The 23271-nt window shown below is 62.1% G+C and carries 16 protein-coding genes; 9 read left to right on the top strand and 7 right to left on the bottom strand.

Annotated features, from left to right (window positions below; translation table 11 throughout):
• Nucleotides 1-134 precede the first annotated feature (134 nt).
• Nucleotides 135-2318, bottom strand: a complete 2184-nt coding sequence (uvrD, locus tag M2394_RS10535) for a DNA helicase II (protein WP_259172421.1) — start codon at nucleotides 2316-2318, stop codon at nucleotides 135-137.
• 279 nt (nucleotides 2319-2597) lie between these two features.
• On the opposite strand from uvrD, the gene M2394_RS10530 reads away from it, so the two are divergent.
• The 3 genes from M2394_RS10530 to M2394_RS10520 all read left to right on the top strand — a co-directional run bounded on the left by M2394_RS10530 (nucleotide 2598) and on the right by M2394_RS10520 (nucleotide 6934).
• Nucleotides 2598-5471 carry an EAL domain-containing protein gene (locus M2394_RS10530; RefSeq protein WP_259172420.1) on the top strand — a complete coding sequence of 958 codons (2874 nt, stop codon included), beginning with the start codon at nucleotides 2598-2600 and terminating at the stop codon, nucleotides 5469-5471.
• Between the two features lie 162 nt (nucleotides 5472-5633).
• Nucleotides 5634-6500 (top strand): transcriptional regulator HexR, encoded by an 867-nt coding sequence (gene hexR, locus M2394_RS10525; RefSeq protein ID WP_003177007.1) that lies wholly within the window; start codon nucleotides 5634-5636, stop codon nucleotides 6498-6500.
• A gap of 236 nt (nucleotides 6501-6736) precedes the next feature.
• Complete coding sequence (locus tag M2394_RS10520) at nucleotides 6737-6934, top strand: PA3496 family putative envelope integrity protein (RefSeq protein WP_178920460.1); 198 nt, start codon at nucleotides 6737-6739, stop codon at nucleotides 6932-6934.
• Here M2394_RS10520 and M2394_RS10515 read toward each other — a convergent pair.
• On the bottom strand, nucleotides 6864-7838 hold the full coding sequence (locus M2394_RS10515; protein WP_178920458.1) for a LysR family transcriptional regulator: 975 nt from the start codon (nucleotides 7836-7838) through the stop codon (nucleotides 6864-6866). The two genes, M2394_RS10520 and M2394_RS10515, sit on opposite strands and share 71 nt — an antisense overlap.
• A 196-nt stretch (nucleotides 7839-8034) precedes the next feature.
• Here M2394_RS10515 and M2394_RS10510 point away from each other — a divergent pair, with 196 nt between their 5' ends.
• Both M2394_RS10510 and oadA read left to right on the top strand, forming a co-directional pair.
• Nucleotides 8035-9450: an acetyl-CoA carboxylase biotin carboxylase subunit gene (locus tag M2394_RS10510; RefSeq protein ID WP_016971700.1), complete on the top strand. Its 1416-nt coding sequence runs from the start codon at nucleotides 8035-8037 to the stop codon at nucleotides 9448-9450.
• Nucleotides 9451-9461: 11 nt separating this feature from the next.
• On the top strand, nucleotides 9462-11270 hold the full coding sequence (oadA, locus tag M2394_RS10505) for a sodium-extruding oxaloacetate decarboxylase subunit alpha (RefSeq protein ID WP_016971699.1): 1809 nt from the start codon (nucleotides 9462-9464) through the stop codon (nucleotides 11268-11270).
• Nucleotides 11271-11343: 73 nt separating this feature from the next.
• Here the strand turns inward: oadA and M2394_RS10500 are convergent, their stop codons facing one another.
• Entirely contained in the window at nucleotides 11344-12630 is a 1287-nt protein-coding gene (locus tag M2394_RS10500) for an autotransporter domain-containing protein (RefSeq protein WP_259172417.1), read from the bottom strand.
• Nucleotides 12631-12739: 109 nt separating this feature from the next.
• Nucleotides 12740-15625, bottom strand: a complete 2886-nt coding sequence (locus tag M2394_RS10495; RefSeq protein ID WP_259172416.1) for an autotransporter domain-containing protein — start codon at nucleotides 15623-15625, stop codon at nucleotides 12740-12742.
• 289 nt (nucleotides 15626-15914) lie between these two features.
• On the opposite strand from M2394_RS10495, the gene M2394_RS10490 reads away from it, so the two are divergent.
• Together M2394_RS10490 and M2394_RS10485 are read left to right on the top strand one after the other, a co-directional pair.
• A complete protein-coding gene (locus tag M2394_RS10490; protein ID WP_178920501.1) occupies nucleotides 15915-17189 on the top strand; it encodes a HipA domain-containing protein in 1275 nt (424 codons plus the stop codon).
• The gene (locus M2394_RS10485) at nucleotides 17186-17461 is read left to right on the top strand and encodes a helix-turn-helix domain-containing protein (protein ID WP_176994518.1); all 276 of its coding nucleotides are present in this window, start codon (nucleotides 17186-17188) and stop codon (nucleotides 17459-17461) included. Before M2394_RS10490 ends, M2394_RS10485 begins: the two co-directional genes overlap by 4 nt.
• Before the next feature lie 38 nt (nucleotides 17462-17499).
• On the opposite strand, the gene M2394_RS10480 is transcribed toward M2394_RS10485, so the two are convergent.
• From M2394_RS10480 to M2394_RS10470, 3 genes are read right to left on the bottom strand one after another with little or no spacing between them, the layout of a single operon-like run.
• Complete coding sequence (locus M2394_RS10480; RefSeq protein ID WP_259172415.1) at nucleotides 17500-18171, bottom strand: GNAT family N-acetyltransferase; 672 nt, start codon at nucleotides 18169-18171, stop codon at nucleotides 17500-17502.
• 10 nt (nucleotides 18172-18181) lie between these two features.
• Nucleotides 18182-18628 (bottom strand): GNAT family N-acetyltransferase, encoded by a 447-nt coding sequence (locus M2394_RS10475; RefSeq protein ID WP_178920450.1) that lies wholly within the window; start codon nucleotides 18626-18628, stop codon nucleotides 18182-18184.
• Complete coding sequence (locus tag M2394_RS10470; protein ID WP_259172414.1) at nucleotides 18625-19263, bottom strand: FMN-binding negative transcriptional regulator; 639 nt, start codon at nucleotides 19261-19263, stop codon at nucleotides 18625-18627. The genes M2394_RS10475 and M2394_RS10470 overlap by 4 nt, the downstream gene beginning before the upstream one ends.
• A gap of 87 nt (nucleotides 19264-19350) precedes the next feature.
• Here M2394_RS10470 and M2394_RS10465 point away from each other — a divergent pair, with 87 nt between their 5' ends.
• Both M2394_RS10465 and M2394_RS10460 read left to right on the top strand, forming a co-directional pair.
• Entirely contained in the window at nucleotides 19351-20892 is a 1542-nt protein-coding gene (locus tag M2394_RS10465; protein ID WP_259172413.1) for a PLP-dependent aminotransferase family protein, read from the top strand.
• A gap of 73 nt (nucleotides 20893-20965) precedes the next feature.
• Nucleotides 20966-23236 (top strand): hypothetical protein, encoded by a 2271-nt coding sequence (locus M2394_RS10460; protein ID WP_178920444.1) that lies wholly within the window; start codon nucleotides 20966-20968, stop codon nucleotides 23234-23236.
• Nucleotides 23237-23271: the final 35 nt, after the last annotated feature.

Below are 23271 nucleotides of genomic sequence, written 5' to 3'. Positions count from 1 at the left end.
AAGACCGATTCCGAAGGGTCTGTAGGACTAGTTACAGATATTGGCCCGCAACGCCGGAAAACAAGGGAGGCTCACAATTCTTCACATTGTAGGAGCCCGGCTTGTCGAATCGCCGGGCTCCTAAAACGGGGGGGTCAAATGGCTTCGAGCTTCGCGTAACCCATCATCAGCCACTTGCTGCCTTCGGCGAAATTCACCTGCACCCGCGCCTGGGCGCCGGCGCCTTCGAAGTTGAGGATGACCCCTTCGCCGAAGATCGCATGCTTGACCTGCTGGCCGAGGCTGAACTGGGTCTCCGGAATCTCGGAACCGGCGAACAGAGTACTGGCGCTCTGCTGCTGGCCACCGCCGAACGGACGGCTGACGCTGTTGGACAAACGCACTTCCTGGATCAGCCCCTTCGGCACTTCACGTACGAAGCGCGACACCTTGTTGTAGGTCTCGCTGCCGTACAGGCGTCGGGTCTCGGCGTAGGTCATCACCAGGTTCTGCATGGCGCGGGTAATGCCCACATAGGCCAGGCGGCGTTCTTCCTCAAGGCGGCCGGGCTCTTCCAGGCTCATCTTGTGGGGGAACAGGCCTTCTTCCATGCCCACCAGGAACACATACGGAAACTCCAGGCCCTTGGCACTGTGCAAGGTCATCAGCTGGATGCTGTCTTCATGCTCGTCGGCCTGGGTATCACCGGCCTCCAGCGATGCATGGCCGAGGAACGCGGCGAGCGGCGTCAGCTCTTCGTCTTCCTCGGTGTTCTCGAACGCGCGGGCGGCGCTGACCAGTTCCTCAAGGTTTTCTACCCGAGCCTGGCCTTTCTCGCCTTTTTCCGCTTCGTGATAGGCGATCAGGCCGGACTGTTCGATCACCGTCTGGGTCATCAGGTGCAGGGGCATTTCCGCGCACTTGGCCGCCAGGTTCTCGATCAACTCGACAAATACACCCAACGCACCCGCTGCACGGCCGGTCAGGCCTTTATTGGCGATGAGCAAACGCATGGATTCCCACATCGATACATTGGCATGGCGTGCGTGGTCGCGGATCGCTTCAACGGTCTTTTCACCGATGCCGCGCGCCGGGATGTTGATCACCCGTTCCAGCGCCGCATCGTTGCCACGGCCTTCCAGCAACCGCAGGTAGGCCATGGCGTTCTTGATTTCAGCGCGTTCGAAGAAGCGCTGGCCGCCATAGATGCGGTACGGAATGCGCTCACGCAGCAGGGCTTCTTCCAGCACCCGCGACTGGGCGTTGGAGCGGTACAGGATTGCGATGTCGCTGCGTGCCAGGCCGGTTTTCAGGGCGCTCTCGATGGTTTCCACCACATAGCGCGCTTCATCGTGCTCGTTGAAGGCAGCGTACAGGTTGATCGCCTCGCCTTCGCCGCCGTCGGTCCACAGCTCCTTGCCCAGGCGCCCGGTGTTGTTGGCGATCAAGGCGTTGGCAGCCTTGAGGATGCCGGCGGTGGAGCGGTAGTTCTGCTCCAGGCGAATGGTCTCGGCGTCCGGGAAATCTTCGGAATATTGGTAGATGTTCTCGATTTTCGCGCCACGCCAGCCGTAGATCGACTGGTCGTCGTCGCCCACCACCATCAGGCTGTCGCCGCCCTTGGCCAGCAGGCGCAACCAGGCGTACTGCACGGCGTTGGTGTCCTGGAACTCGTCCACCAGAATGTGGCGGAAGCGTTTCTGGTAGTGCGCCAGCAAACCCGGGTTGTCGCGCCACAGGTCGAGGGCGCGCAGCAGCAGCTCGGAGAAGTCGATCACACCGGCGCGCACGCAGGCAGCTTCGTACGCCTCATAAATGCTGCGCATGGTCGCCAGGAACAGATCGCCGCTGGCCTGGATATGTTGCGGGCGCAGGCCTTCGTCTTTCTGGCCGTTGATGAACCATTGCGCCTGGCGCGCTGGCCAGCGCTGTTCGTCCAGGCCCAGCTCACGGATCACGCGCTTGACCAGGCGTTGCTGGTCGTCGCTGTCGAGAATCTGGAAGGTCTGGGCCAGGCCCGCTTCCTGCCAGTGCGCTCGCAGCAGGCGATGCGCCAGGCCGTGGAAGGTGCCCACCCACATGCCGGCCGGGCTGATGCCCATCAACTGCTCGATGCGGTGGCGCATCTCGGCAGCGGCCTTGTTGGTGAAGGTCACCGACAGGATGGAGTGCGGGGACGCGTTTTCGACCTGGATCAACCAGGCGATACGGTGCACCAGCACGCGGGTTTTACCGGAGCCAGCACCGGCCAGGACCAACTGACGGCCAACGGGGGCTGCTACGGCCTGGCGTTGGGCATCGTTGAGGGAGTTCAGCAAAAGGGAGAGATCATCGCGCATCGGCGCATTCTATGGCCCCGGGGGGAGTGGGGCAAATCCCAATGCCGGGTGGTCGATGGAAAACTTCAAGGGCGAACGGGGCGGCTGAAACATTCTATCGGGGGTGATGACCGGTCGGTCATGGGCCACAGCCCGCGCAGTGTCTCGCTCAAGCTGTCTGGCCCCAAGGTTTGCGACGGTTTATCGTGCGGTTTTTATGACTTGGAGCAGTTTGGCCCAAGCGCGTGCTTGTGTATGCTCCGTCGACGTTTCGGGCTCACCATTATAAGAACACTGCCTATGACCCTCAGCACCGACCTGTTCGGCCCCTCGGCGGCGCCCGCGCAGGTCATCCGCAAACACTACGCCACAGAGATGGCGGTCGAACGCACGCGCCTGCTGTATCAGGGTTCGCTGCTGCCGACCTTGTTGATGCTGGTCAACGGCCTGGTCTGCGCCTGGTTATTGTGGAACCCCAAGCAATACCTGCTCGACAGCATCTGGCTGGTGTGGCTGCTCGCCCTGGTGGCCATGCGCGTGATCCAGGTGGCGGCCTTTGACTCGGCCATGCCCAGCCGCCAGGCCCAGCCCATATGGCGGCGCATGTTCATGCTCGGTTCGGCGGTCAGCGGCCTGACCCTGGCCACGGCAGCCATCGCGTTGGTGCCGGTGGACAGCTTCATGCAACAGGCCTGGGTGTTCGGCCTGATCGGTGCCGCGACGCTCTCGGCCAGCGTGGCCTACGCCGTGAGCCTGCCCGCATTCCTGTCCTTTGCCGTGCCGTGCCTGGTGCCGGCCATCCTTTACCTGTTCTGGAACGGCGCCCCGCAGCAGCAAGGTTGGGGCGTGCTCGGCCTGATCCTGCTGGCCTCCTTGAGTGTGGTGGCGTGGCAGGTCAATCGCCTGATCCAGCGCGGGTTGTTGCGCCGCTTCCAGAACCAGGCGCTGATCGAGCACCTGCAGCAGGCGCAGCAACGCAGCGAGCAGTTGAACCAGGAACTGGTACGCGAAGTCGAGCAGCGTCGCCAGGTCGAGCAGGAACTGCGTGAAGCACAAATCGGCCTGCAAGACCGCGTGGCGCAACGCAGCCAGGAACTGGACGCCGCCAGCCTGGCCCTGAACAAGAGTGAGGCGCGCCTGGCCATGGCGCTGCAAGCCAGCGAGCTGGGCCTGTGGGACTGGAACCTGCAAACCGACGAAGTCCATCACACCCAGCTCAAGGAGCTGTTTGGCCTGGAGCCCGAGTACGTCACGGCGATGCTCAGTCACCTCAAGCCGCGCCTGCACCCCGAAGACTTGCCACTGCTCAAGCGTGCGCTGGTGGAGCACCTCAAGGGGCGCAGCGAGGACTACCAGGTCGAATACCGCGTGCGCCATGGCGATGGCCATTGGGTATGGATCGAAGACCGTGGCCGCGCCGTGGAGCGTGCGCCCAGCGGACGAGTCACGCGCATGCTGGGCACGCGCCGCGATATCAGCGCCGACAAGGCCCTGGAAGAACAGCAGCGCCTGGCCTCGACGGTGTTCGAGGCCGCCAGCGAAGGCATCGTGATCCTCGACCCGAATTACGTGCTGATCGCCGTGAACCAGGCCTTCAGCCGCGTCACCGGCTTTGATACCGACGACATGATCGGTCGCAACGTGGTGGAACTGCCCAGCAGTCGTGATGCGCGCCGCCATTTCCCGGTGATCCGCCAGGCATTGCTCAGCCATGGCACCTGGCAAGGGGAGTTGGTGGAAACGCGCAAGAACGGCGAGTTGTACCCGCAGTGGCTGCAGTTGAATGTCGTGCGCGATGTTCGCGGAAAAGTCAGTCATATCGTGGGCTTCTTCGCCGATCTGTCGGCCCGTCGTGAATCTGAAGAGCGCATGCGCTACCTCACCCACTATGACGAACTGACCGGCCTGGCCAACCGCTCGCTGTTTCGCGAGCGCTTGCGCGAAGCCCATGCGCGGGTGCGTCAGGGCGGGCGCAGCCTGGCGTTGCTGCACATCAACCTGGACCGCTTCAAGCTGCTCAACGACAGCCTTGGCCATGAAGTGGCCGACCAATTACTGCAGAAGATGTCCCGTCGCCTGATCAATTCCTTGCCGGAAGCCGACACCATTGCGCGCCTTTCCGGTGATGAATTCGCGGTGTTGTTTGACGCCTATGGCAACCTGTCGAGCCTGGCGCGGGTGGCCACACGGCTGCTGGCCAAGCTGCGGGTGCCGGTGACGGTGGAAGGGCATGAGCTGGTGGTCAGTGCGTCCATGGGCGTTAGCTTGCTGCCGGATAACGCGCGGGAAATTTCTGCGTTGGTCAGCCAATCGAACATGGCCATGCAGCATGCCAAGCACTTGGGCGGCAATAACTTCCAGTTCTACACCGACAGCCTGCAAGCCAGCACCCTGGAGCGCCTGCAGCTGGAGAACCACCTGCGCAAGGCCATTGACGAACGCCAGCTCACGGTGTTCTACCAACCCAAGCTGTGCCTGGCCACCGGCAAGCTGAATGCCGCCGAAGCGCTGATTCGCTGGGAGCACCCGCAGTGGGGCATGGTGCCGCCGGGCGATTTCATCGGCCTGGCCGAAGAGACCGGCCTGATCGTGCCGCTGGGCGAGTTCGTGTTGCGCCAGGCCTGCTGGCAGGCGTGCGAGTGGCAACGCCAGGGGCTGGCGCCGATCCGGGTGTCGGTGAACCTGTCGGTGCATCAATTGCGCCAGGGCAAGCTGGTGAGCCTGGTACGCCAGGTGCTCGAAGAAACCGGCCTCGATCCGCAATACCTGGAGCTGGAACTGACCGAAAGCCAGTTGCTCGACAGCGTTGAGCACATCATCGCCACCTTCCAGCAACTGCGCGACCTGGGCGTGAAGCTGGCGATCGATGACTTCGGCACGGGCTATTCGTCCCTCAGTTACCTCAAGCGCATCCCGGTGGACTACGTGAAGATCGACCAGACCTTTATACGTGGGCTCGGCCAGGGCCGCGAAGACGCCGCGATCACCCGGGCAATCATCGCCATGGCCCATGGGCTGGCGCTCAAGGTGGTGGCCGAAGGTGTGGAAGATCAGCAGCAACTGGATTTCCTTCGCGCAGAGCGCTGCGATGAAGTGCAGGGCTACCTGATCAGCCGGCCGATGCAGGCGCAAGGGTTGGCAGATTTGTTACGTAAAAATGCAGATTGTCCTTAGGGGCGCGGGGCGCGCCCCTGTGGCTACAAAGCCTGTGCCCTTTGAATCAGAGGGCAGCAGGGCGATTTAGTGATGCATCGGGCGGGCAAAACGGCAATTCTTGTAGTATAACTACAAGCTTGCTACATCCCTGGCGTCTGCCAATAACAAGAGTCCTGCCCTTTGAACCTGTTGCAACATATCGCCCAGTCGCGCCACCTGTTACGCAAATCGGAACTCAAGGTTGCCGATCACGTGCTGCTTGACCCTGCGGCCGTGATGCACAGTTCCATGGCCGACCTGGCCCATAGCGTGGGCATCAGTGAGCCGACCATCGTGCGCTTCTGTCGCGCCATCGGCTGCTCCGGGTTCCAAGACCTGAAACTCAAGCTGGCCCAGAGCCTGGCTGCCGGCGCGAGCTTCGGGCAGTTTGCGATCCATGAAGACGACTCCGTCGCCGACTACAGCCTGAAGATCTTCGACACCACGTTGCACACCCTCATGGAAGTGCGCGAGAAGCTCGACCCGGTGGAGCTGCAAAAGGCCGTGACCGCCATGTCCCAGGCCCAGCGGGTCGAGTTCTATGGCTTCGGCGCTTCCGGCGCCGTGGCGGCCGACGCCCAGCACAAGTTCTTCCGCTTGCTGCTCACCGCAGCGGCCTACAGCGACCCGCACATGCAGGCGATGTCGGCGGTGACCTTGAAGCCCACCGACGTGGCGATCTGCATTTCGCAGTCCGGTCGTTCCAAGGATTTGCTGATCACCGCCAACCTGGTGCGTGAGAGCGGCGCTTCGCTGATCACCCTGTGCCCGAGCCAGACGCCGTTGGCGGAGCTGTCCACGGTCAACCTGGCGATCGACGTGCACGAAGACACCGAAATCTACACGCCGCTGACCTCGCGCATCGCCCACCTGGTGGTGATCGACGTGCTGGCCATGGGCGTGGCCATGGCGCGCGGGCCGAGCCTGGTCAACCACCTCAAGAGCGTGAAACGCAGCTTGCGCAGCCTGCGGTTGTCGCCCAAGTCCGTCAAAGCCCTCGACGACTGATAGGTCGCACGCACAGCAATGTGGGGTAGGGCTTGTGTGGGAGCGGGCTTGCTCGCGAAGGCGGCGTGCCAGTCAAAGATGTTGTAACTGAACCACCGCATTCGCGAGCAAGCCCGCTCCCACATTTTGATCGCCTGTATTTCCAGAAGATTCATCGTCCTGTCATCCCCGCGCCGCTAAACCGTAACTCCCCAAGCCCATCCTGAACTCCCCGTACTCGCATTGGGAGATTCCAAATGGCACGTCCCTACGAAGACAGCAACAGCGCCGTAAAGACCCGTCGTCAGCAGGAAGACCAGCGCCGCATGGCGTTCCGTCGCGCAATCGAAGACCGTTGTGAAGAGCGCCAACTGCTCCAGAGCATCACTGACTACCCGGAACTCCATTGGCAGGCACCCGTGGCTGCCCAGCGAAACGCTCAGCCAGCACGCTGATCTGCGCCCGTTCGCTGCGGATAAAGCCCAGGAACGCATGGGCCACCGGTGACAAACGCTTGGCCTTGGCTTGCACCAGGCACCAACTGCGGTACAGCGGCAGTTCTTCCACCGGCAGCTCCTTGAGCCCGCCGGTGGCCAGCTCCATGTTGACCGCATGACGCGTCAGCAGGGCTACACCCAAGCCCGCACAGACACATTCGCGCTGCGCCTCTGCCGAGGCCACTTCCACCGTCTGGGTGAAGTGCACGCGTTTCTCCTTGAAGTACTCCTCGCACGCCAGTCGCGTACCGGAGCCCGGCTCGCGCAGCAGCAGCGTGTAGGGTTCCAGGTCCTGCAGGCGCAACGGACCTTGCAGGCTCAAGGGATGGTCCGGTGGCGCCACGGCGACAATCGGGTTGTTGAGGAAGGGCAGGAATTCCAGGCCCATGTCCTGGGGCACCATCGACATGATCACCAGGTCGTCACGGTTGTCCGACAGCCTGCGAATCACCTGTGCGCGGTTGACCACGGTCAGGTGCAATTGCACCTCCGGGTGCTGGCGCTTGAAGGCGGCGAACAAGTGCGGCACGAAGTACTTGGCACTGGACTCAATCGCCAGCTTCAACTGGCCTTGCAGCGAACCCTGCATGTCCGAGAGCTGCATATCGAGGTTTTCCAGGCGCCCGAAGATATCGCGGCTGGCCCGCTGCAGCGCTTCGGCGGCTTCGGTCATGTAGAGCTTTTTGCCAACGTAGTCGAACAACGGCTGGCCGATCAGCTCTTCCAGCTGGCGAATTTGTAGGCTGACGGCCGGTTGTGTGAGGGACATTTCCTCGGCGGCACGGCTGTAGGAGCGCAAATCGCACACTTCGTTAAAGATCTGCAATTGACGCAATGTCATACGCATCAATGACTTACGCATTATTTTTGTCCTCTTGCCCTGAGCCGTCCGGACAACTATAAGTCTTTACTTATGCACGACCCAATAATTATTGATTTTTGTTAATCCCTTGCGCGGCTTAGTGTGTGTCTCGCGACTGTCATGAAACATTTAGTCACGCGCCGACCCGGGTCTAGCGGGTTGAAGAACGCAGCAATCGGCTCAAGGGAATTTCCAAGTGATAAAAAAGATCCTGATCGCCAACCGTGGTGAAATTGCCGTACGAATCGTGCGTGCCTGCGCCGAGATGGGCATTCGCTCGGTCGCGGTCTTTTCCGACGCCGACCGCCATGCGTTGCACGTCAAACGTGCCGACGAAGCCCACAGCATTGGTGCCGAGCCCCTGGCCGGCTACCTGAACCCGCGCAAGCTGGTGAACCTGGCCGTGGAAACCGGCTGTGACGCGTTGCACCCGGGCTATGGTTTTCTGTCGGAAAACGCCGAACTGGCAGACATCTGTGCCGAACGTGGGATCAAGTTCATTGGTCCGTCCGCCGAAGTCATCCGCCGCATGGGCGACAAGACTGAAGCGCGCCGCAGCATGATCAAGGCCGGCGTACCGGTCACCCCCGGCACCGAAGGCAACGTCGCCGATATCCATGAAGCCCTGACCGAAGGCGACCGCATTGGTTACCCGGTAATGCTCAAGGCCACCTCCGGTGGCGGCGGGCGCGGTATCCGTCGTTGCAACAGCCGCGAAGAACTCGAACAAGCCTTCCCCCGCGTGATTTCCGAAGCCACCAAGGCCTTCGGTTCGGCGGAAGTGTTCCTGGAAAAATGCATCGTCAACCCCAAGCACATCGAGGCGCAGATCCTTGGTGACAGCTTTGGCAACGTGGTGCACCTGTTCGAGCGCGATTGCTCGATCCAGCGTCGTAACCAGAAGCTTATCGAAATCGCCCCTAGCCCTCAGCTGACCCCCGAACAGCGCGCCTACATCGGCGACCTGTCGGTGCGCGCGGCGAAGGCCGTGGGCTACGAGAATGCCGGCACCGTGGAGTTCCTGCTCGCCGAGGGCGAGGTGTACTTCATGGAGATGAACACCCGGGTGCAGGTGGAACACACCATCACCGAGGAAATCACCGGCATCGACATCGTGCGTGAGCAGATTCGCATTGCGTCGGGGCTGCCGCTGTCGGTCAAGCAGGAAGACATCCAGCACCGGGGGTTCGCGTTGCAGTTCCGTATCAACGCTGAAGACCCGAAGAACAACTTCCTGCCGAGCTTCGGCAAGATCACCCGCTATTACGCCCCCGGCGGTCCTGGCGTGCGGACCGACACAGCGATTTACACCGGCTACACCATCCCGCCGTTCTACGACTCCATGTGCCTGAAACTGGTGGTGTGGGCGTTGACCTGGGAAGAAGCCATGGACCGTGGCCTGCGTGCCCTGGACGACATGCGCCTGCAAGGTGTGAAGACCACCGCCGCCTACTACCAGGAAATCCTGCGCAACCCGGAATTCCGCAGCGGCCAGTTCAATACAAGCTTTGTGGAAAGCCATCCTGAGCTGACCAACTACTCGATCAAGCGCAAACCCGAAGAGCTGGCCCTGGCCATCGCCGCCGCCATCGCCGCCCACGCAGGCCTGTGAGGAAAAGAATAATGAGCAAGAAAATCTTCGTAACCGACACCATCCTGCGCGACGCCCACCAATCGTTGCTCGCGACCCGCATGCGCACCGACGACATGCTGCCGATCTGCGACAAGCTCGACAAAGTCGGCTACTGGTCCCTGGAAGTCTGGGGCGGCGCGACCTTCGACGCCTGTGTGCGCTTCTTGAAAGAAGACCCGTGGGAACGCCTGCGCAAACTGCGCGCGGCGTTGCCCAATACCCGCCTGCAAATGCTGCTGCGTGGGCAGAACCTGCTGGGCTACCGCCACTACAGCGACGACGTGGTCAAAGCTTTCGTCGCCAAGGCTGCCGTGAATGGCATCGACGTGTTCCGCATCTTCGACGCCATGAACGATGTGCGTAACCTGCGCGTGGCCATCGAAGCCGTGAAAGCGGCCGGCAAACATGCCCAGGGCACCATCGCCTACACCACCAGCCCGGTGCACACCGTCGAAGCCTTCGTGGCCCAGGCCAAGCAGCTGGAATCCATGGGCTGCGACTCCATCGCGATCAAGGACATGGCCGGCCTGCTGACCCCGTATGCCACAGGTGAGCTGGTCAAGGCGCTGAAAGCCGAGCAGACCCTGCCGATCTTCATCCACTCCCACGACACCGCCGGCCTGGCCGCGATGTGCCAGCTCAAGGCTATTGAAAACGGTGCCGACCACATCGACACCGCCATCTCCAGCTTCGCCTGGGGCACCAGCCACCCGGGCACCGAGTCGATGGTCGCCGCCCTCAAAGGCAGCGAATTCGACACCGGCCTCGACCTGGAGCTGCTGCAGGAAATCGGTTTGTACTTCTACGCCGTGCGCAAGAAGTACCACCAGTTCGAAAGCGAATTCACCGCCGTCGACACCCGTGTGCAAGTCAACCAGGTGCCGGGCGGCATGATCTCCAACCTGGCCAACCAGCTCAAAGAGCAGGGCGCACTGAACCGCATGAGCGAAGTGCTGGCCGAGATCCCGCGTGTGCGTGAAGACCTCGGCTTCCCGCCGCTGGTGACCCCGACCTCGCAGATCGTCGGCACCCAGGCGTTCTTCAACGTGCTGGCCGGCGAGCGCTACAAGACCATCACTAACGAAGTGAAGCTGTACCTGCAAGGCGGCTACGGCAAGGCGCCGGGCACCGTGAACGAGAAACTGCGGCGCCAGGCCATCGGCAGCGAAGAAGTGATCGACGTGCGCCCGGCTGATTTGCTCAAGCCGGAAATGACCAAGCTGCGCGGCGAAATCGGCGCGTTGGCCAAGTCCGAAGAAGACGTGCTGACCTACGCCATGTTCCCGGACATCGGCCGTAAGTTCCTCGAAGAACGCGACGCGGGCACCCTCGCGCCAGAAGTGCTGTTGCCGATCCCTGAAGCCGGTGGCGTGGCTCGCCCGGGTGGCGAAGGCGTGCCGACCGAGTTCGTCATCGACGTGCACGGTGAAAGCTACCGCGTGGACATCACCGGTGTTGGCGTGAAGGCCGAAGGCAAGCGTCACTTCTACCTGTCCATCGACGGCATGCCCGAAGAAGTGGTGTTCGAGCCGCTCAACGAGTTCGTCAGCAGCGGCGGCAGCAAGCGCAAGCACGCCACTGCGCCGGGTCACGTCAGCACGGCGATGCCGGGCAACATCGTCGACGTGCTGGTCAAGGAAGGCGACGTAGTCAAGGCCGGCCAGGCCGTGCTGATCACCGAAGCCATGAAGATGGAGACTGAAGTGCAGGCGGCCATCGCCGGCAAGGTCACCGCCGTTCATGTGGCCAAGGGCGACCGGGTCAACCCGGGTGAAATCCTGATTGAAATCGAAGGCTGATCCAGCCTTCGACACTACCGCTTAATCCTCGGGGGGGCAGGTGCCCCCCTTTTTTTTGCCTGGGATTTGAGGGTCAGAACCGAATCCGCCACTGTCCGGTCAGGCTTTGGCTGCTGCTGTGGGTGCCGGACTCGCTGGCGTAGGCCAGGCCGACGCTATGGTTGTTCGTCAAGGCCAGGTCCAACCCCGCCTGCAGGTTGAGGCTGTTGCGGTCCAGGGATGTGCCTTGGATGGTGAAGTCGTCAATGGCGCCGCCGCCATATCGGAAGGACTGGCGCACCCGACTGTCCACATCGCCATACAGGTGTTTCCAACCGCTGCTCAGGTGCGGCGTGAGGATCATCTGGTTATCGAACCTGTACGACTTCGCCAGGCGCAGGCCGAGGGTGCTGTTGACGTCCTGCTGGGTTTGCGCGCGGACATTCAGCGCCGTCAGCCCGCCATGCTCCTGGAAGCCGTCACGTTGATAGCGCTGGTAGCCAAGGCCGGCAAACGGTTCAAGGCTGGAGTCCCCACGGCCCAGCTGATAGCCGAATTCGGCGAAAGCCGTCTGGCTTGTGGCGTCGTAGTTGCCGTTGAGCGAGTTCTTGTAACCCTGGATATCGATCGTGCGTTTATTCTTCCCGCCATGGTTGCTGTAGATCGCTCCCAGGCGCAGGGCCAGGGGGCCGTCCTGGCGTACGGCATAGGCGCCCAGGTGCCAGCTGTCCAGCTCGGCGGCAAAGCGCCTGGCGTCCAGGCGATGAGTGGATTTTGCGCCCAGCACGCCGACCCGCCAGGCGTGGTCCAGCGCCCAATCCGTACCCAACAGCAGGCCTTGGGTGTCCAGGTTAAGACCGGCGCTGCCGCGTTGGCCGTCGAGGCTGCCCTCATTGCCGAGGTTTTTTACCCAGAAGTGGCCGTCTTCGTCAGTCGGCAATTCGCGCAAAGTGGTGAGCAAGCGGTGGCTGAGTTGTTGTGTGGTGTTCTGGGTGGCTGCAGCCAGGTTGGCATGTTGACTGCCCGCCAGTTGCTCCAGGGCCGCGCCATAGCCACCCGGTTGTCTTTTGAGCGCATCGTCCAACTTTTGCAGGGCTTTGAGCTGTTCGGAGGTCAGTTGGCCTGACTCCAGCAGGCGAATCAGCGCAGGGTCGAGCACCTTGGCGACTTGCAAGCCATTGGGGGTAGTCGCCTGCCGGGCGAGGTAATTGTCTAGTAGGGCCGCTGGTTCTTCAGGCGTGTAGAACCACTCATCAAGCGCGTCATACGGTTGAATCGAGTACGGTCTGTATTCGATATCACCACGGGCATGCGCGAGTTGAAAACCGCCAGCAGCCACAAGGCTGATGATGAACGCTGATCTACGGGGTATATGGGGCATGAATTCCCGACCTCTGTTGAATGAGGTCGGGAATCTAGCGAGGTGACGGGGGGATAACTGTCAGGTCATCGACCCCTGTTTTGCAGGAGTCGTCTTTCGTGCGCAGCGATTAAAAACTCATCTGCCATTGCCCGATCACCGCGTGGTTGCGGCTGTTGCTGCCAATCTCGCCGTTGTAGCCCAGGCCCAGGGTGTGGCGGGCTGACAAACCGACGTCCAGGCCCGCTTCCAGCAGCAGGCTGTCGCGGTCCAGGGCGCTGCCTTCGACATTGAACGCGGTGCCGCCCGCGAGGAAGGCTTGGCGCGTGTTGCTGTCGACATCGCCGTAGGTGTGCTTCCAGCCTGCGCTGACCCTCGGAGTGAAGCTGATGCCGTTTTCCAACTGGCTCAGATGCGCCAGGCGCAGGCCCAGGGTGCTGTTGACGTTGTCCTGGGTCTGGCCGTCGACATGCAGCGCGGCGGCGCCGCCTTTTTCGTTGTAGCTGTCACGGTGGTAACGCTGGTAGCCGAGGTTGGCGAACGGTTCGGCGCTCAGACGGCCGCTGCCCATGGCGTAACCCAGTTCGGCGAAGGCTTGTTGGCTGTTGGCGTCGTAATCGCCTTTGGGTTTGTCGCTGAACCCGTTGAAGGCCACCGTGCGTTTGCTATCACCCTGGTGCCCGCTGTAGGCCGCGCCCAGGCGCAAGGCCAAGGGGCCACTCTGGCGCAGGGCGTAGACGCCGGCGTGCCAGCTGTCGACGCTGCCGTCGACGCCGGCGGTGTCCAGGTCGGTCTTGGAATAGCCACCCAGCACACCCAGGCGCCAGTCGCTGTCCACTGCCCAGTCGGCGCCCAGCACACTGCCTTTGGTACGTTGGGTCAGCCCGCTGTTGCCGTGCTCGCCGTCCAGCTTGCCGTAGCTGCCGATGCCTTGCAGCCACAGGCGGCCGCGAGCGTTCGGGTCGTTGAGGTTGCGCGCCTCGGCGGGCACACCGGTGGCCGCGAGTACAGGAGTGTCACGGCTATCGAGCCCCACCAGCAAACCCGCGCCACCGCCCAGTTGATGCATCGCCGCGAGCATGCTGCCGCCCACCTGGGCGCTGGCGCCGAGGGTAGCGCTGGTGAGGTTGGCGGTGCTGCTGCCGGCCAGTTGCTCGATGGCCGCGCCCGCGGTAGCGCTCGTGCTGGTGATCAAGGCGTTATACAGCGCGTTATCCTTGCCCAGGCCGGCCAAGCCGTTGGCGGCGCTGCTGCCGTTGGCGCTGCTGGCGAAACTGTTGAAGCTGACGTCGTTGCGGGTGTAGGTCAGGCCGATTTGGGTGGTGCTGTAATCCAGGGTTGGGGTCAGGAACGCATAGTCGCTGGTGACCTTCGCAAACTGCCCGTTGATGTTGCCGGCTTGCAGCAAGGTGTAATGGCCTTGCCACGGTGAATTACCACTGAGTGCCAACACCGAATGGCTGCCCAGGGTCAGGTCGCGGGTAATGGTGATAGGGCCCTGGGTGGTATTGGCCTGCAGCGTACCGTTGACGGTCAGGCCGCCTACCGAGCCGTTGCCGGCATACACACCGCCAGCGTCGACCGTCACGTTGCCCGCGATACCGCCCTGGTTGATCAGTGTGGCGCCGCTGAAAATCTCGCCGCCGTCACTGAAATCACCGCTGCCGGTGAGTGTCCAGGTGCCTTGCTTGACGTCCAGCCACTCGAAGTTGCGGCTGTCACCCAAGCTGCCGCCTGCGGCGTCGTCCATCGTGACGCGGTCATACCCCGCGCCGCCATCGACCGTGCCGACAAACCGGCTGCCCGCCAGCAACACCAGTTTGTCGTCGCCACCGCCCAGGTCCAGGGCCAGGCCGTTGCTGCCACGGATGATGCCGTCGTTGATCACGGTGTCGGCAAAGTTGCCGACGAACTTCACGCCAAAGCCATTCAGCCCCTGGATGACGCCATGGTTTTCCAGGGTGGTGGCGGCAAGGCCCGGGCCGTCGCTGCCGTCGTCCACCAGGATCGCGTTGTTGGCGCCGCTGACCAGCGCGCCCTTGGCGTTGTACACCGTGCCGCCCCCCAGGGCGATGCCTTCGCTGCCGTTGGCAAAGCCGTTCTTGTCGACGCCACCTGCGCCGACGCCCTGGATGATGCCGTAGTTTTCGATGTGGGCGATCTTGTCGATGTCCACGCCATCGCCGTCGCCGTCCGGCTGCAGCCCGGAAAATGCGCCAGTGATGGTGCCATGGTTGATCACCGTGCCGTCGCCGTCGGAGCCAAAGCCCGAACCGTTACGGCCGATCACCGTGCCGTAGTTGGTCAGCGTGGCGCCCAGGTCGGTGGTAATGCCGTGACGGCCACCGGAAATCAGGCCGTAGTTGGTCACCGTCACACCGGTGGCGGAGTCGATATCGACGCCGTCGAACTTGTCGTCGCGGGAGAAAGTGTTGCCGGTGGAAATCTCACCGTAGTTGGTAATGCTGGCGTTGGCGCCGGTCTTCATGCCGTCGCTGGCGTCGCCGCGAATCAGCCCGCCTGCGCGGTTGATAATGGTGGTGGCGACGTTGTTGCTGCGGATCGCATCCAGGTCCAGCCCTTGGCCGGTGGCCGAGCGAATGGTGCCACTGTTGTCGATCAACAACGTGCCGCTGGCGAAATTGCTGTTGATGCGCAACGCATCGTTGGCGCCCTGGATCACGCCGCCCGCAAGGTTGTAGATGCTGTAGTTGCGCGCGCCGGTGATCGTCCCCGAGCTGTCGATACCCCGACCGCCGCTGGACACCAGCTTGCCTGCGTTGGTGATCACCACGCCCGCACCGCTGGTGCCGTCCTTCAAGGTCACCGCCACGCCGGACGTGGTGATGCTGCCGGTGGCTGAGGTGGTCAACGCATCACTGCCACCCAGGGTTTGCCCGGTGGTAGTGGGTGCAGTGATTTGCAGGTTCTTCGGCGGCGCGGGGTCTGCTTCAGCGAAACCGCTGCCAGCCAATAAAGTGATGGCCAACGCAAGACGGTGGGGCGACGGGGGCATGACGGACGACCTTGTTATAAGAAACGAGTCGACCTGTATAGCGGAGGGTGTTTACAGGAATGTGTCGGAGAGGTGACGGCTTGTAAATCTGCAGTTTATTGCTTACGTCCGGGGCATATAGGGTATACGCATGCATTATATTGCGCTAATTGCTCGGCAGTTTTCGAATTTATGCACTATATTGCAGATTGACCGCCCTCAAGATGATTTAAGGTGCATTAAATTGCAGATCGACGCCGCATTCAAATTGACGCTTCAGGTGTTCGATGCCGATGTCTGGCAGGACGCGATGATTCTGGAGTTTACCGAGCCACAAGCCGGTTTCGCCGGCCCTTGTCGCTACGCCTACGAGAGCGTCTACCTAGAGAATCACCTGGACCACATTGAGACGTTGTTTTCCACGGCGGTCAGCGTACGAGTACCGCCTACCTGGGGGCGGGAGTCGCTCAATCAGGCGCCCGCGTTTCTGTACGACATTGCTCCGGCAGGTGCTGCAAAACGCTTTCTCCTGAACCGTATTGGCGCAGAAAAACCCGACAACCTCAGTGCGGACCTGTTCCTGCTGGCGCGCAGTACGCCCGCGCCTATCGGCCATATGCGCATCAAGGAGTCTGGGCGTGCAGAGGCGCATCGCCCTGTCGTCGGCTTTGCGCGCAAAGAGGTCGTTGAACGCGATAACCGCTTTCTTGAGTACGCTTATGAGCAGGGCGCTGCCATTGGTGGCGCCACGGGGGCGGGTGGCGAAGCCCCAAAATTGCTGCTTGCTCAGAGCCATGACGGGCTGCTGTACCCCGATGCGGTCCTGGAGGATGCACACGTTACCCAGCACTGGTTTATCAAGTTCGCCCGCAACCAAGGCTTGCAGCGCGATCAGGACATCCTCAGGAGCGAGTACCACTTCTACAAGGCATTGCAGGTGCTGGGCATTGAAACGGTTGCAGCAGAAGGGCTCGCGTTGGAAGAGGCCAGCAAGCCCAGTTTGTGGATGCACCGCTTTGATCGCGCTGTCAGTGACCAGGGCGTAGAGCGTTTTGCGGTGGAGTCGATTTATTCGGCGGCGGGCAATACAGCGCCCGGCAGTTCCATGGATCATGTAAAGGTTGTGCAACTGCTGGCCAGTCTTTGGAAAACCGCCGGTCAGAGCGAGCAAATCACTGATCTTGTCGTCGATTACCTGCGTCGTGATTTGCTGAATAAAATCCTCGGTAACTCCGATAACCATGGGCGCAATACCTCCATTATCAGGGGGGCCGACAGCTTGCGCCTTGCGCCTATCTACGACCTGGCCCCAATGGTCATGGATGATGAAGGCATCACCCGTACCACGAAGTGGCCGGGGGCACTGGAAGTTGCGGGGGACATTGATTGGCGAGGCGTTTGCAACGTGCTTTCGCCGGTGGTTGACCCTGGCTTGGTTTATGAACGCCTTCGTGAAGAGGCGCAGCGTCTGCGAGCCTTGCCCGACATCCTCGTCGCCAGCGGCCTGCCGGAGGTCACCCTGAATCATCCTCGTATCGCGCTGCGTGAGCTGGACCGGCGTTTGGCTGAGTGGGGGTTGAGATGAGTATTTCCATTGACCAGCGTGCACAGGTCATTGAAGACGTTGAGCTGGGCTTGGCGCAGGGCACACTTGAGTTGGGTGAGGCCGTACGCCGTCTTCGCACCGAAGTCACCGGGCTACACCAAAGCCAGTTCGCCAGGATGTGCAAAATCTCCGTGCGCACCTTGGTGCATATTGAGCATGGTGAAGGCAATCAGACACTGAAGTCGCTGAATGCCGTGTTCAGGCCGTTCGGGCTGAAAATGGGGGTGGTGAAGGTACGACGGGAGGTGTGACAGAACGGTTCCCACTTTTGTGGGAACCGTACAAGGCGCTAGGCCCGGCACTCGGCCAAGGTTTTCAGCTGGCCTTCACCCCTCTGATTCCCCTCCGACAACCATTCCTCAAAGCCCGCCCCCACCTTGGGCCATTCCGAGTCGATAATCGAATACCACGCGGTGTCGCGGTTCTGGCCCTTGACCACCATGTGCTGGCGGAACACGCCTTCAAAACTGAAGCCCAGGCGTTCGGCCGCATATTTGGAGCGGGCATTGCCGTTGTTGCACTTCCACTCCAGGCGACGGTAGCCCTGCTCGAACGCATGTTTGGCCAGCAGGTACACCGCTTCGGTGCTTTTTGGCGAGCGCTGCATGGGCGCACCGAAGGTGACGTGGCCGATTTCGATGCGGCCCTGGGCCGGCACGATGGACATCAGGCTGAGGATGCCCTGCACCTGGCCGGTGGCGCGGTCGATCACGCTGAAGAAATACGGGTCGGCGTGCTGGGCATGGTTGTCGAGCCAGGCATCAAACGCGGCGCGCTCGGGGAACGGCCCGTAAGGCAGGTAATCCCACAGCTTGGGGTCGGCACCGGGGCCTTGCAGGGCTTGGAACAAGTCATCGCCATGGCGCGCGGGGTCGAGTTTTTCCAGGCGGATAAAGCGCCCTTCGAGCCGTTGCACGGTAGGGGCGGGGACGCCTTTCCAGTCGGTGAGGGAATTGGACATGCTGCGCTCCTTAGAGGCCTTTGCGAAATTGAATGAAGCCCGGGCGTTCGGCGATGCGTTCGTACAGCTGGATTGCCGTGGCATTGGTTTCGTGGGTCAGCCAATGCACCTTGCAGCAGCCGTCGGCCTTGGCGGTGGCGTAGACGAACTCGATCAGCTTGCGGCCCACACCGGTGCCGCGCTGAGCCGGGTCCACCAACAGGTCCTGCAGGTAGCAGGAATTCTCGATGCTCCAATTGGAGCGATGGTAGATGAAATTGACCATGCCCACGGCCTTGCCGTCCTGCCAGGCCAATGCGGAATGGGTCGGCTCATGGGCGTCGATCAGGCGCTGCCAGGTGCTTTGGGTGACAGCGTCTGGCAGTTCGGTCGCGTAGAACTTCAAATACGCCTGCCACAGCGGCAGCCAGGCGGCGTAGTCGGCGGCGGTGACCTGGCGGATGTCGATCTGGCTCATTCTGAAACTCCTTGGGGAATAAAGCGGGCGAGGGTCTGGTCACGCACATCGCTGCTGGCGGCCAGGCCTTCGCGTACGCCGGCAACGTCGGCCGGGCTGCGGTTCTGGCTGAGTTTGCGCTTGCCGATCAGGCGCTCGACCGACAAGGCAAAGCCGACGATGGCCTTGAGCATGCCGTCGATGTAGTCGGCCGGGGCGTCGCTGACTTTCCACGGCTGGGCACGGTCATTTTCGTGGCGATCGGTCAACGCACTGACCACTGCGAGCAACCGTTCGGCATCGGTAAACACCTCGGCCTTGCCGTAGGCGTGCACGGCAATGTAGTTCCAGGTGGGCACGACTTTGCCGTGCTCGGCCTTGGCCGGGTAGAACGCTGGGCTGACGTAGGCTTCGGCGCCCGCGAAGATCACCAGGGCTTCGCTGCCGTTCTGCAAGTCTTTCCACTGCGGATTGGCCTTGGCCAGGTGGCCGTACAGTGTGCCGTTCGGGCCCTCATCGGGGTTGAGCAGCAGCGGCAGATGACTGGCTTGCAAGCCTTGCTCACCAAAGGTCACCAACTGCGCCAGGCGGGCGTGCTGGATCAGTTGCTGCAGTTCGGGCAAGTCGTCGAGGGCAAAGGCGCGGGGTGTGTACATGGAAATATTCCTTGGCGAATGCCTGCATCCTAGGCAGGCTAATGGTTCGTTGTAAGAGCCATCTAAGGCCAATTTCATAGGTCCAATATGCCGCCGATCACACCGCCACTGTCCTTCAACCCTGCCGGTATCGAGCTGGATCGCCGCCAGGGCCTGACTCGCCAGTTATATGAAGCCCTGCGCCAGCGCGTGCTGGACGGGCGGTTGGTCAGCGGCACGCGTTTGCCGGCGACCCGTGACTTGGCGGCGGCGTTGTCGATCTCGCGCAACAGCGTGGTACGCGCGTATGACCAGCTGTATGCAGAGGGATTTATCGAAAGTCGGGTGGGTGATGGCACTTATGTAGCTCAATTACCGACGACAAAAAAATTATCCACAAAACTGTCCACAGGGTTTTCAACAGGCTTATCCCCAGCCTTATCCACAAATTGGGCCGATTTGCCCGAAGATCTGGACAGCGAAGTTATCCACAGTCCGGGCTTGGCGCGTATAAAAACCAACCACCTGTCGCTGCCTCCCGCAGGGCCGCCACGGGCATTTCGGGTCGGTGTCCCGGCGTTCGATCTGTTTCCATTCGACGTCTGGGCCAAGCTCAACGGGGCATTCTGGCGCAAGCCTGACTTGGAACAGCTCTGCTATGGCGACCCGGCAGGTGACAGCCGTTTGCGTGGCTTGATTGCGGCCTACCTGCGCAGCTCACGAGGCATGCAGTGCACCGCTGAACAAATTGTGATCACCAGCGGCGCGCAGCAGGCCATCAGCCTTTGTGCACAGTTGCTGGTAGAGCCTGGCGATGGCGTGGCTGTGGAAAACCCCGGCTACCGAGCCGCGGGCCATGCGTTCGCCCTGGCTGGCGGGCGCCTGCACGGCGTACCGGTGGACAGTGAAGGGATCGACTGCCAGGTGCTCAATACCCTGGCGGACTGCCGGGTGGCGTATGTCACGCCGTCCCATCAGTACCCGCTGGGTGTGGTGATGAGCCTGGCGCGGCGCCTGGAGCTACTGGCTTGGGCCGAGCGTACGGGGGGATGGGTCATCGAGGATGACTACGATGGCGAGTACCGCTACAGCGGTGCGCCGTTATCGCCCCTGGCAGCCCTGGACCGTAGCGGGCGTGTGCTCTACGTCGGCACTTTCGGCAAGGTGGCGTTTCCGGCCTTGCGCCTGGGCTACCTGGTGTTGCCCCAGGGGTTGGTCGATGCGTTCTCCCGGCGCCGTGCCGTGGACATGCGTCACTCCGAGGTCAGCACCCAGGCTGTGATGGCCGAGTTCATGGCGGCCGGGCACTTCCAGCGGCATATCCGGCGCATGCGCCGTGCGGCCCTGAGCCGGCGCAACACGTTGCTGGCAGGCTGGCCAAGTGGGTTGGCGGGTGTCGGCGAACTGCCCAGCGTGGCGGCGGGGCTGCACTTGACCGTGCGGGTGGACAGCCTGGCGCGTGAACAGCAACTGCTTGCCCAGGCCTGCGAGGTGGGTGTCGAGGTCAACGGCTTGAGCAGTTACTGGTTGCCACAGTCCTGCACCCCCCCTGACCAGCGCGCGGGCCTGGTGATGGGGTTTGCTGCCGTACCGGAGGTGGACATTGCGCATGCGTTGAAGCGTCTGCGTGAGGGTTGGCAGGCTGGGTAATTAACTACCGTCCTGTCGGGTGACGAGACCCATACCGTGAGGGTTTCCTATGTATTGCCCAAGGTAGACGATCATGCCCGACCCACTTTCCCCATCACCCTCGGTCGATTCGCTGCAACTGCGCATCAGCCAACTGTTCGCCTTGCGCCCGACCCTCGGCACACTCGGCGTGACACAAACCCAGCTCGATGAGGACCCCGAGTCCGTGCTGGAGTATTACGCCGAGCAGTTGATCGATTTTTTCTGCGGACCCGACACCGCGTCGAGCAATCGCTGGGAGCAGTTGGCGCAAATACTTGCGCAGCGGTTGCGCAAAATTTTGCGTAAACAGACAGACCCGACTATCCGCCGCCTGCTCCAGGCGGTGCTCACCTTGCCTGATAGCGGTGAGCGAGCGCCGACGATTGAGGCCTATGGCGTGCGGCGCCACAACGATCTCGCCTTGGCGATCGTGGGTGTCGACACCGCCCTGATCTACTCCGTGGCAAATGGCCTTGAGGTGTTTGCACCCACCCTGCCGCCCGAGGTGCTGGAAAACGCGGACCGGCTAGACCATGACGTTTTTGAAGGTTGGGCGTTGTGTGCACTGGAAGTGATGCTGCAACGTATCGACGCGATTGACCTCAATGACCCACCGCGCCTAGGGCCGTTGGATCGGCAACTGGCTTGGGTGACTCGGTTCCGTGATTTCTTCCAGCAGGACCCTGAAGAAGAGGCGCTGCACCAGACATTGCCGTTGTGGCTCAAAGATGCCTCGCCTGAAGGCCGGTTGGCCTACAGCAAGTGGCTGATGGCGATGGCCGGTGCCCACCAGAAATACTGCGCGCCACACCTGCTCACAGCGCTGCCGGCCGATGACAGCGCGCACGAAGCCTGCTTTACCCAGGACATGGCGCTGCAACTGCGTCGGGTCGCGTTGGAATACAGCCTTCAGGCGAGGGCCGGCGTTACGCTTGAGGGGTATCAGCGCCTGCGTGCGGCGGTGAGAACCTACGCGACCCATCGCTTTGTGCAGGGCGAGCAGATGGTTTTCAGGCGCTTGATGGATGAGTCGGGCTACCTGATCGGGGCACAGAACGATGAGGCAGGGCCCTGGTTGGTTTTTCGGCCGCGTTCGGCGCAGGTTTTCCAGCAGGTGGCGACCCCACCCGCGTCGGGGCCCGTGCTGCAGCAACCGTTTGTTGAACTGTTCCAGGCCAGCCAGGCGCAGGTCGACGGCCCGCTCAACGCGTTGCTGGCCGTGAACGCTGATGCGCCCTGGCGCGACGGGATTGGCCGCATGCGTTCTGTCGCCCTGCTGCTGGTTTATCCCGCCGCGTTACCGGGCGCAGAGCCCGTGCCGGCGCACCCACGCTTCAAGCGGCTGGATACCTATTGGGCCGGTGCCCGCCAGACGCTCTCGGTGGCCCAGCAGTCTCGCTTGGCTGATATTCGCCGCCCGTCTCGGGTGGGAGAGCTGATTCGTGAGGGCGTCCATAAAGGCCTGCACCTGTTCAATACCGTGCTCGTCTACAACAAGGACGAAAACCACTTTAACGTGTTGTCGCACAACCGTATCAGCCCCGTTATCAACATCAACGTCCCGGTTCATCGCTTGGTCGACAGCCCCGATAGTCCGGAAACAGTGGGGCCGGATATCGTCGCCAATGCCGAAGGTGTCTGGGGCATTCGCCGTGCGCCCCGGCTCAAGCGCGAGGTGGAGGGGTTGAGTGTTCGCGGGCGTAAAGCATTTGATGCGGCGAGGGCCTCACTGGCTCGCGCCAGCACGTTGGAAGCCGAGGCTATACGCCCCGGTACGCCGCCTGTTGAAGTCGAGGAGCAGTTCGAGCATGAGGCTCGCAGGTTGGACGGCGCAGCCACCGTGCTAGCGCAATTCACCCAACGCCTCAGTACCGCCGACTCTGCCGCGCTGCTCAGCCAATTGCGAGCAAAGGCCCTTCAGCTACGGATCAAGGGGCATCGCCTGCGAATCGATCTGACCCGGTTCAGCCAGACCCCTACCGTAGGGGATGTGCAGTACCTGCTTGAGCAGCAGGCCGTCTGTATCCGCCGGGTCAACGGCCGCGTACAAGAAACCATCGATGGCACGGTGGACTATCTGCAGGAGTTCGAAGTGGTGGACGTGTTGGCCGGCTACCGTCCCCTGTGGTACGCCCACTTTCATTACCCCTTGCTTCAGACACCACCCGACCAGCCCTCCAAGGCCCACTTGAAGCTGGCCGCCCAGCGCAGAATGGGCCGCGTCTTCGAACAGGCGCAAAGGGATGCCGGGCGCAACACGCAGGTCTATCGCGGGCCGATCAGTACACCGTCGGGTCGGCGGATTTTTCTGGACGTTGTGTAGCCATACGGGAGCGTGTGTTTCGCTCCCGCACAGGT

The sequence above is a fragment of the Pseudomonas sp. BIGb0164 genome (assembly GCF_024810135.1).
Taxonomy (GTDB): Bacteria; Pseudomonadota; Gammaproteobacteria; order Pseudomonadales; family Pseudomonadaceae; genus Aquipseudomonas.
Note: the sequence above shows the minus strand (reverse complement) of the source record. Positions and strands in the feature narration are given on the sequence as shown.

Coding starts and splice junctions, on each gene's coding strand:
- M2394_RS10490 (WP_178920501.1), top strand. CDS start 15,915: ATGATTCTGGAGTTTACCGAGCCACAAGCCGGTTTCGCCGGCCCTTGT.
- M2394_RS10485 (WP_176994518.1), top strand. CDS start 17,186: ATGAGTATTTCCATTGACCAGCGTGCACAGGTCATTGAAGACGTTGAG.
- M2394_RS10460 (WP_178920444.1), top strand. CDS start 20,966: ATGCCCGACCCACTTTCCCCATCACCCTCGGTCGATTCGCTGCAACTG.
- M2394_RS10465 (WP_259172413.1), top strand. CDS start 19,351: ATGCCGCCGATCACACCGCCACTGTCCTTCAACCCTGCCGGTATCGAG.
- M2394_RS10475 (WP_178920450.1), bottom strand. CDS start 18,628: ATGAGCCAGATCGACATCCGCCAGGTCACCGCCGCCGACTACGCCGCC.
- M2394_RS10520 (WP_178920460.1), top strand. CDS start 6,737: ATGGCACGTCCCTACGAAGACAGCAACAGCGCCGTAAAGACCCGTCGT.
- M2394_RS10500 (WP_259172417.1), bottom strand. CDS start 12,630: ATGCCCCATATACCCCGTAGATCAGCGTTCATCATCAGCCTTGTGGCT.
- oadA (WP_016971699.1), top strand. CDS start 9,462: ATGAGCAAGAAAATCTTCGTAACCGACACCATCCTGCGCGACGCCCAC.
- uvrD (WP_259172421.1), bottom strand. CDS start 2,318: ATGCGCGATGATCTCTCCCTTTTGCTGAACTCCCTCAACGATGCCCAA.
- M2394_RS10530 (WP_259172420.1), top strand. CDS start 2,598: ATGACCCTCAGCACCGACCTGTTCGGCCCCTCGGCGGCGCCCGCGCAG.
- M2394_RS10470 (WP_259172414.1), bottom strand. CDS start 19,263: ATGTACACACCCCGCGCCTTTGCCCTCGACGACTTGCCCGAACTGCAG.
- M2394_RS10515 (WP_178920458.1), bottom strand. CDS start 7,838: ATGCGTAAGTCATTGATGCGTATGACATTGCGTCAATTGCAGATCTTT.
- M2394_RS10480 (WP_259172415.1), bottom strand. CDS start 18,171: ATGTCCAATTCCCTCACCGACTGGAAAGGCGTCCCCGCCCCTACCGTG.
- M2394_RS10495 (WP_259172416.1), bottom strand. CDS start 15,625: ATGCCCCCGTCGCCCCACCGTCTTGCGTTGGCCATCACTTTATTGGCT.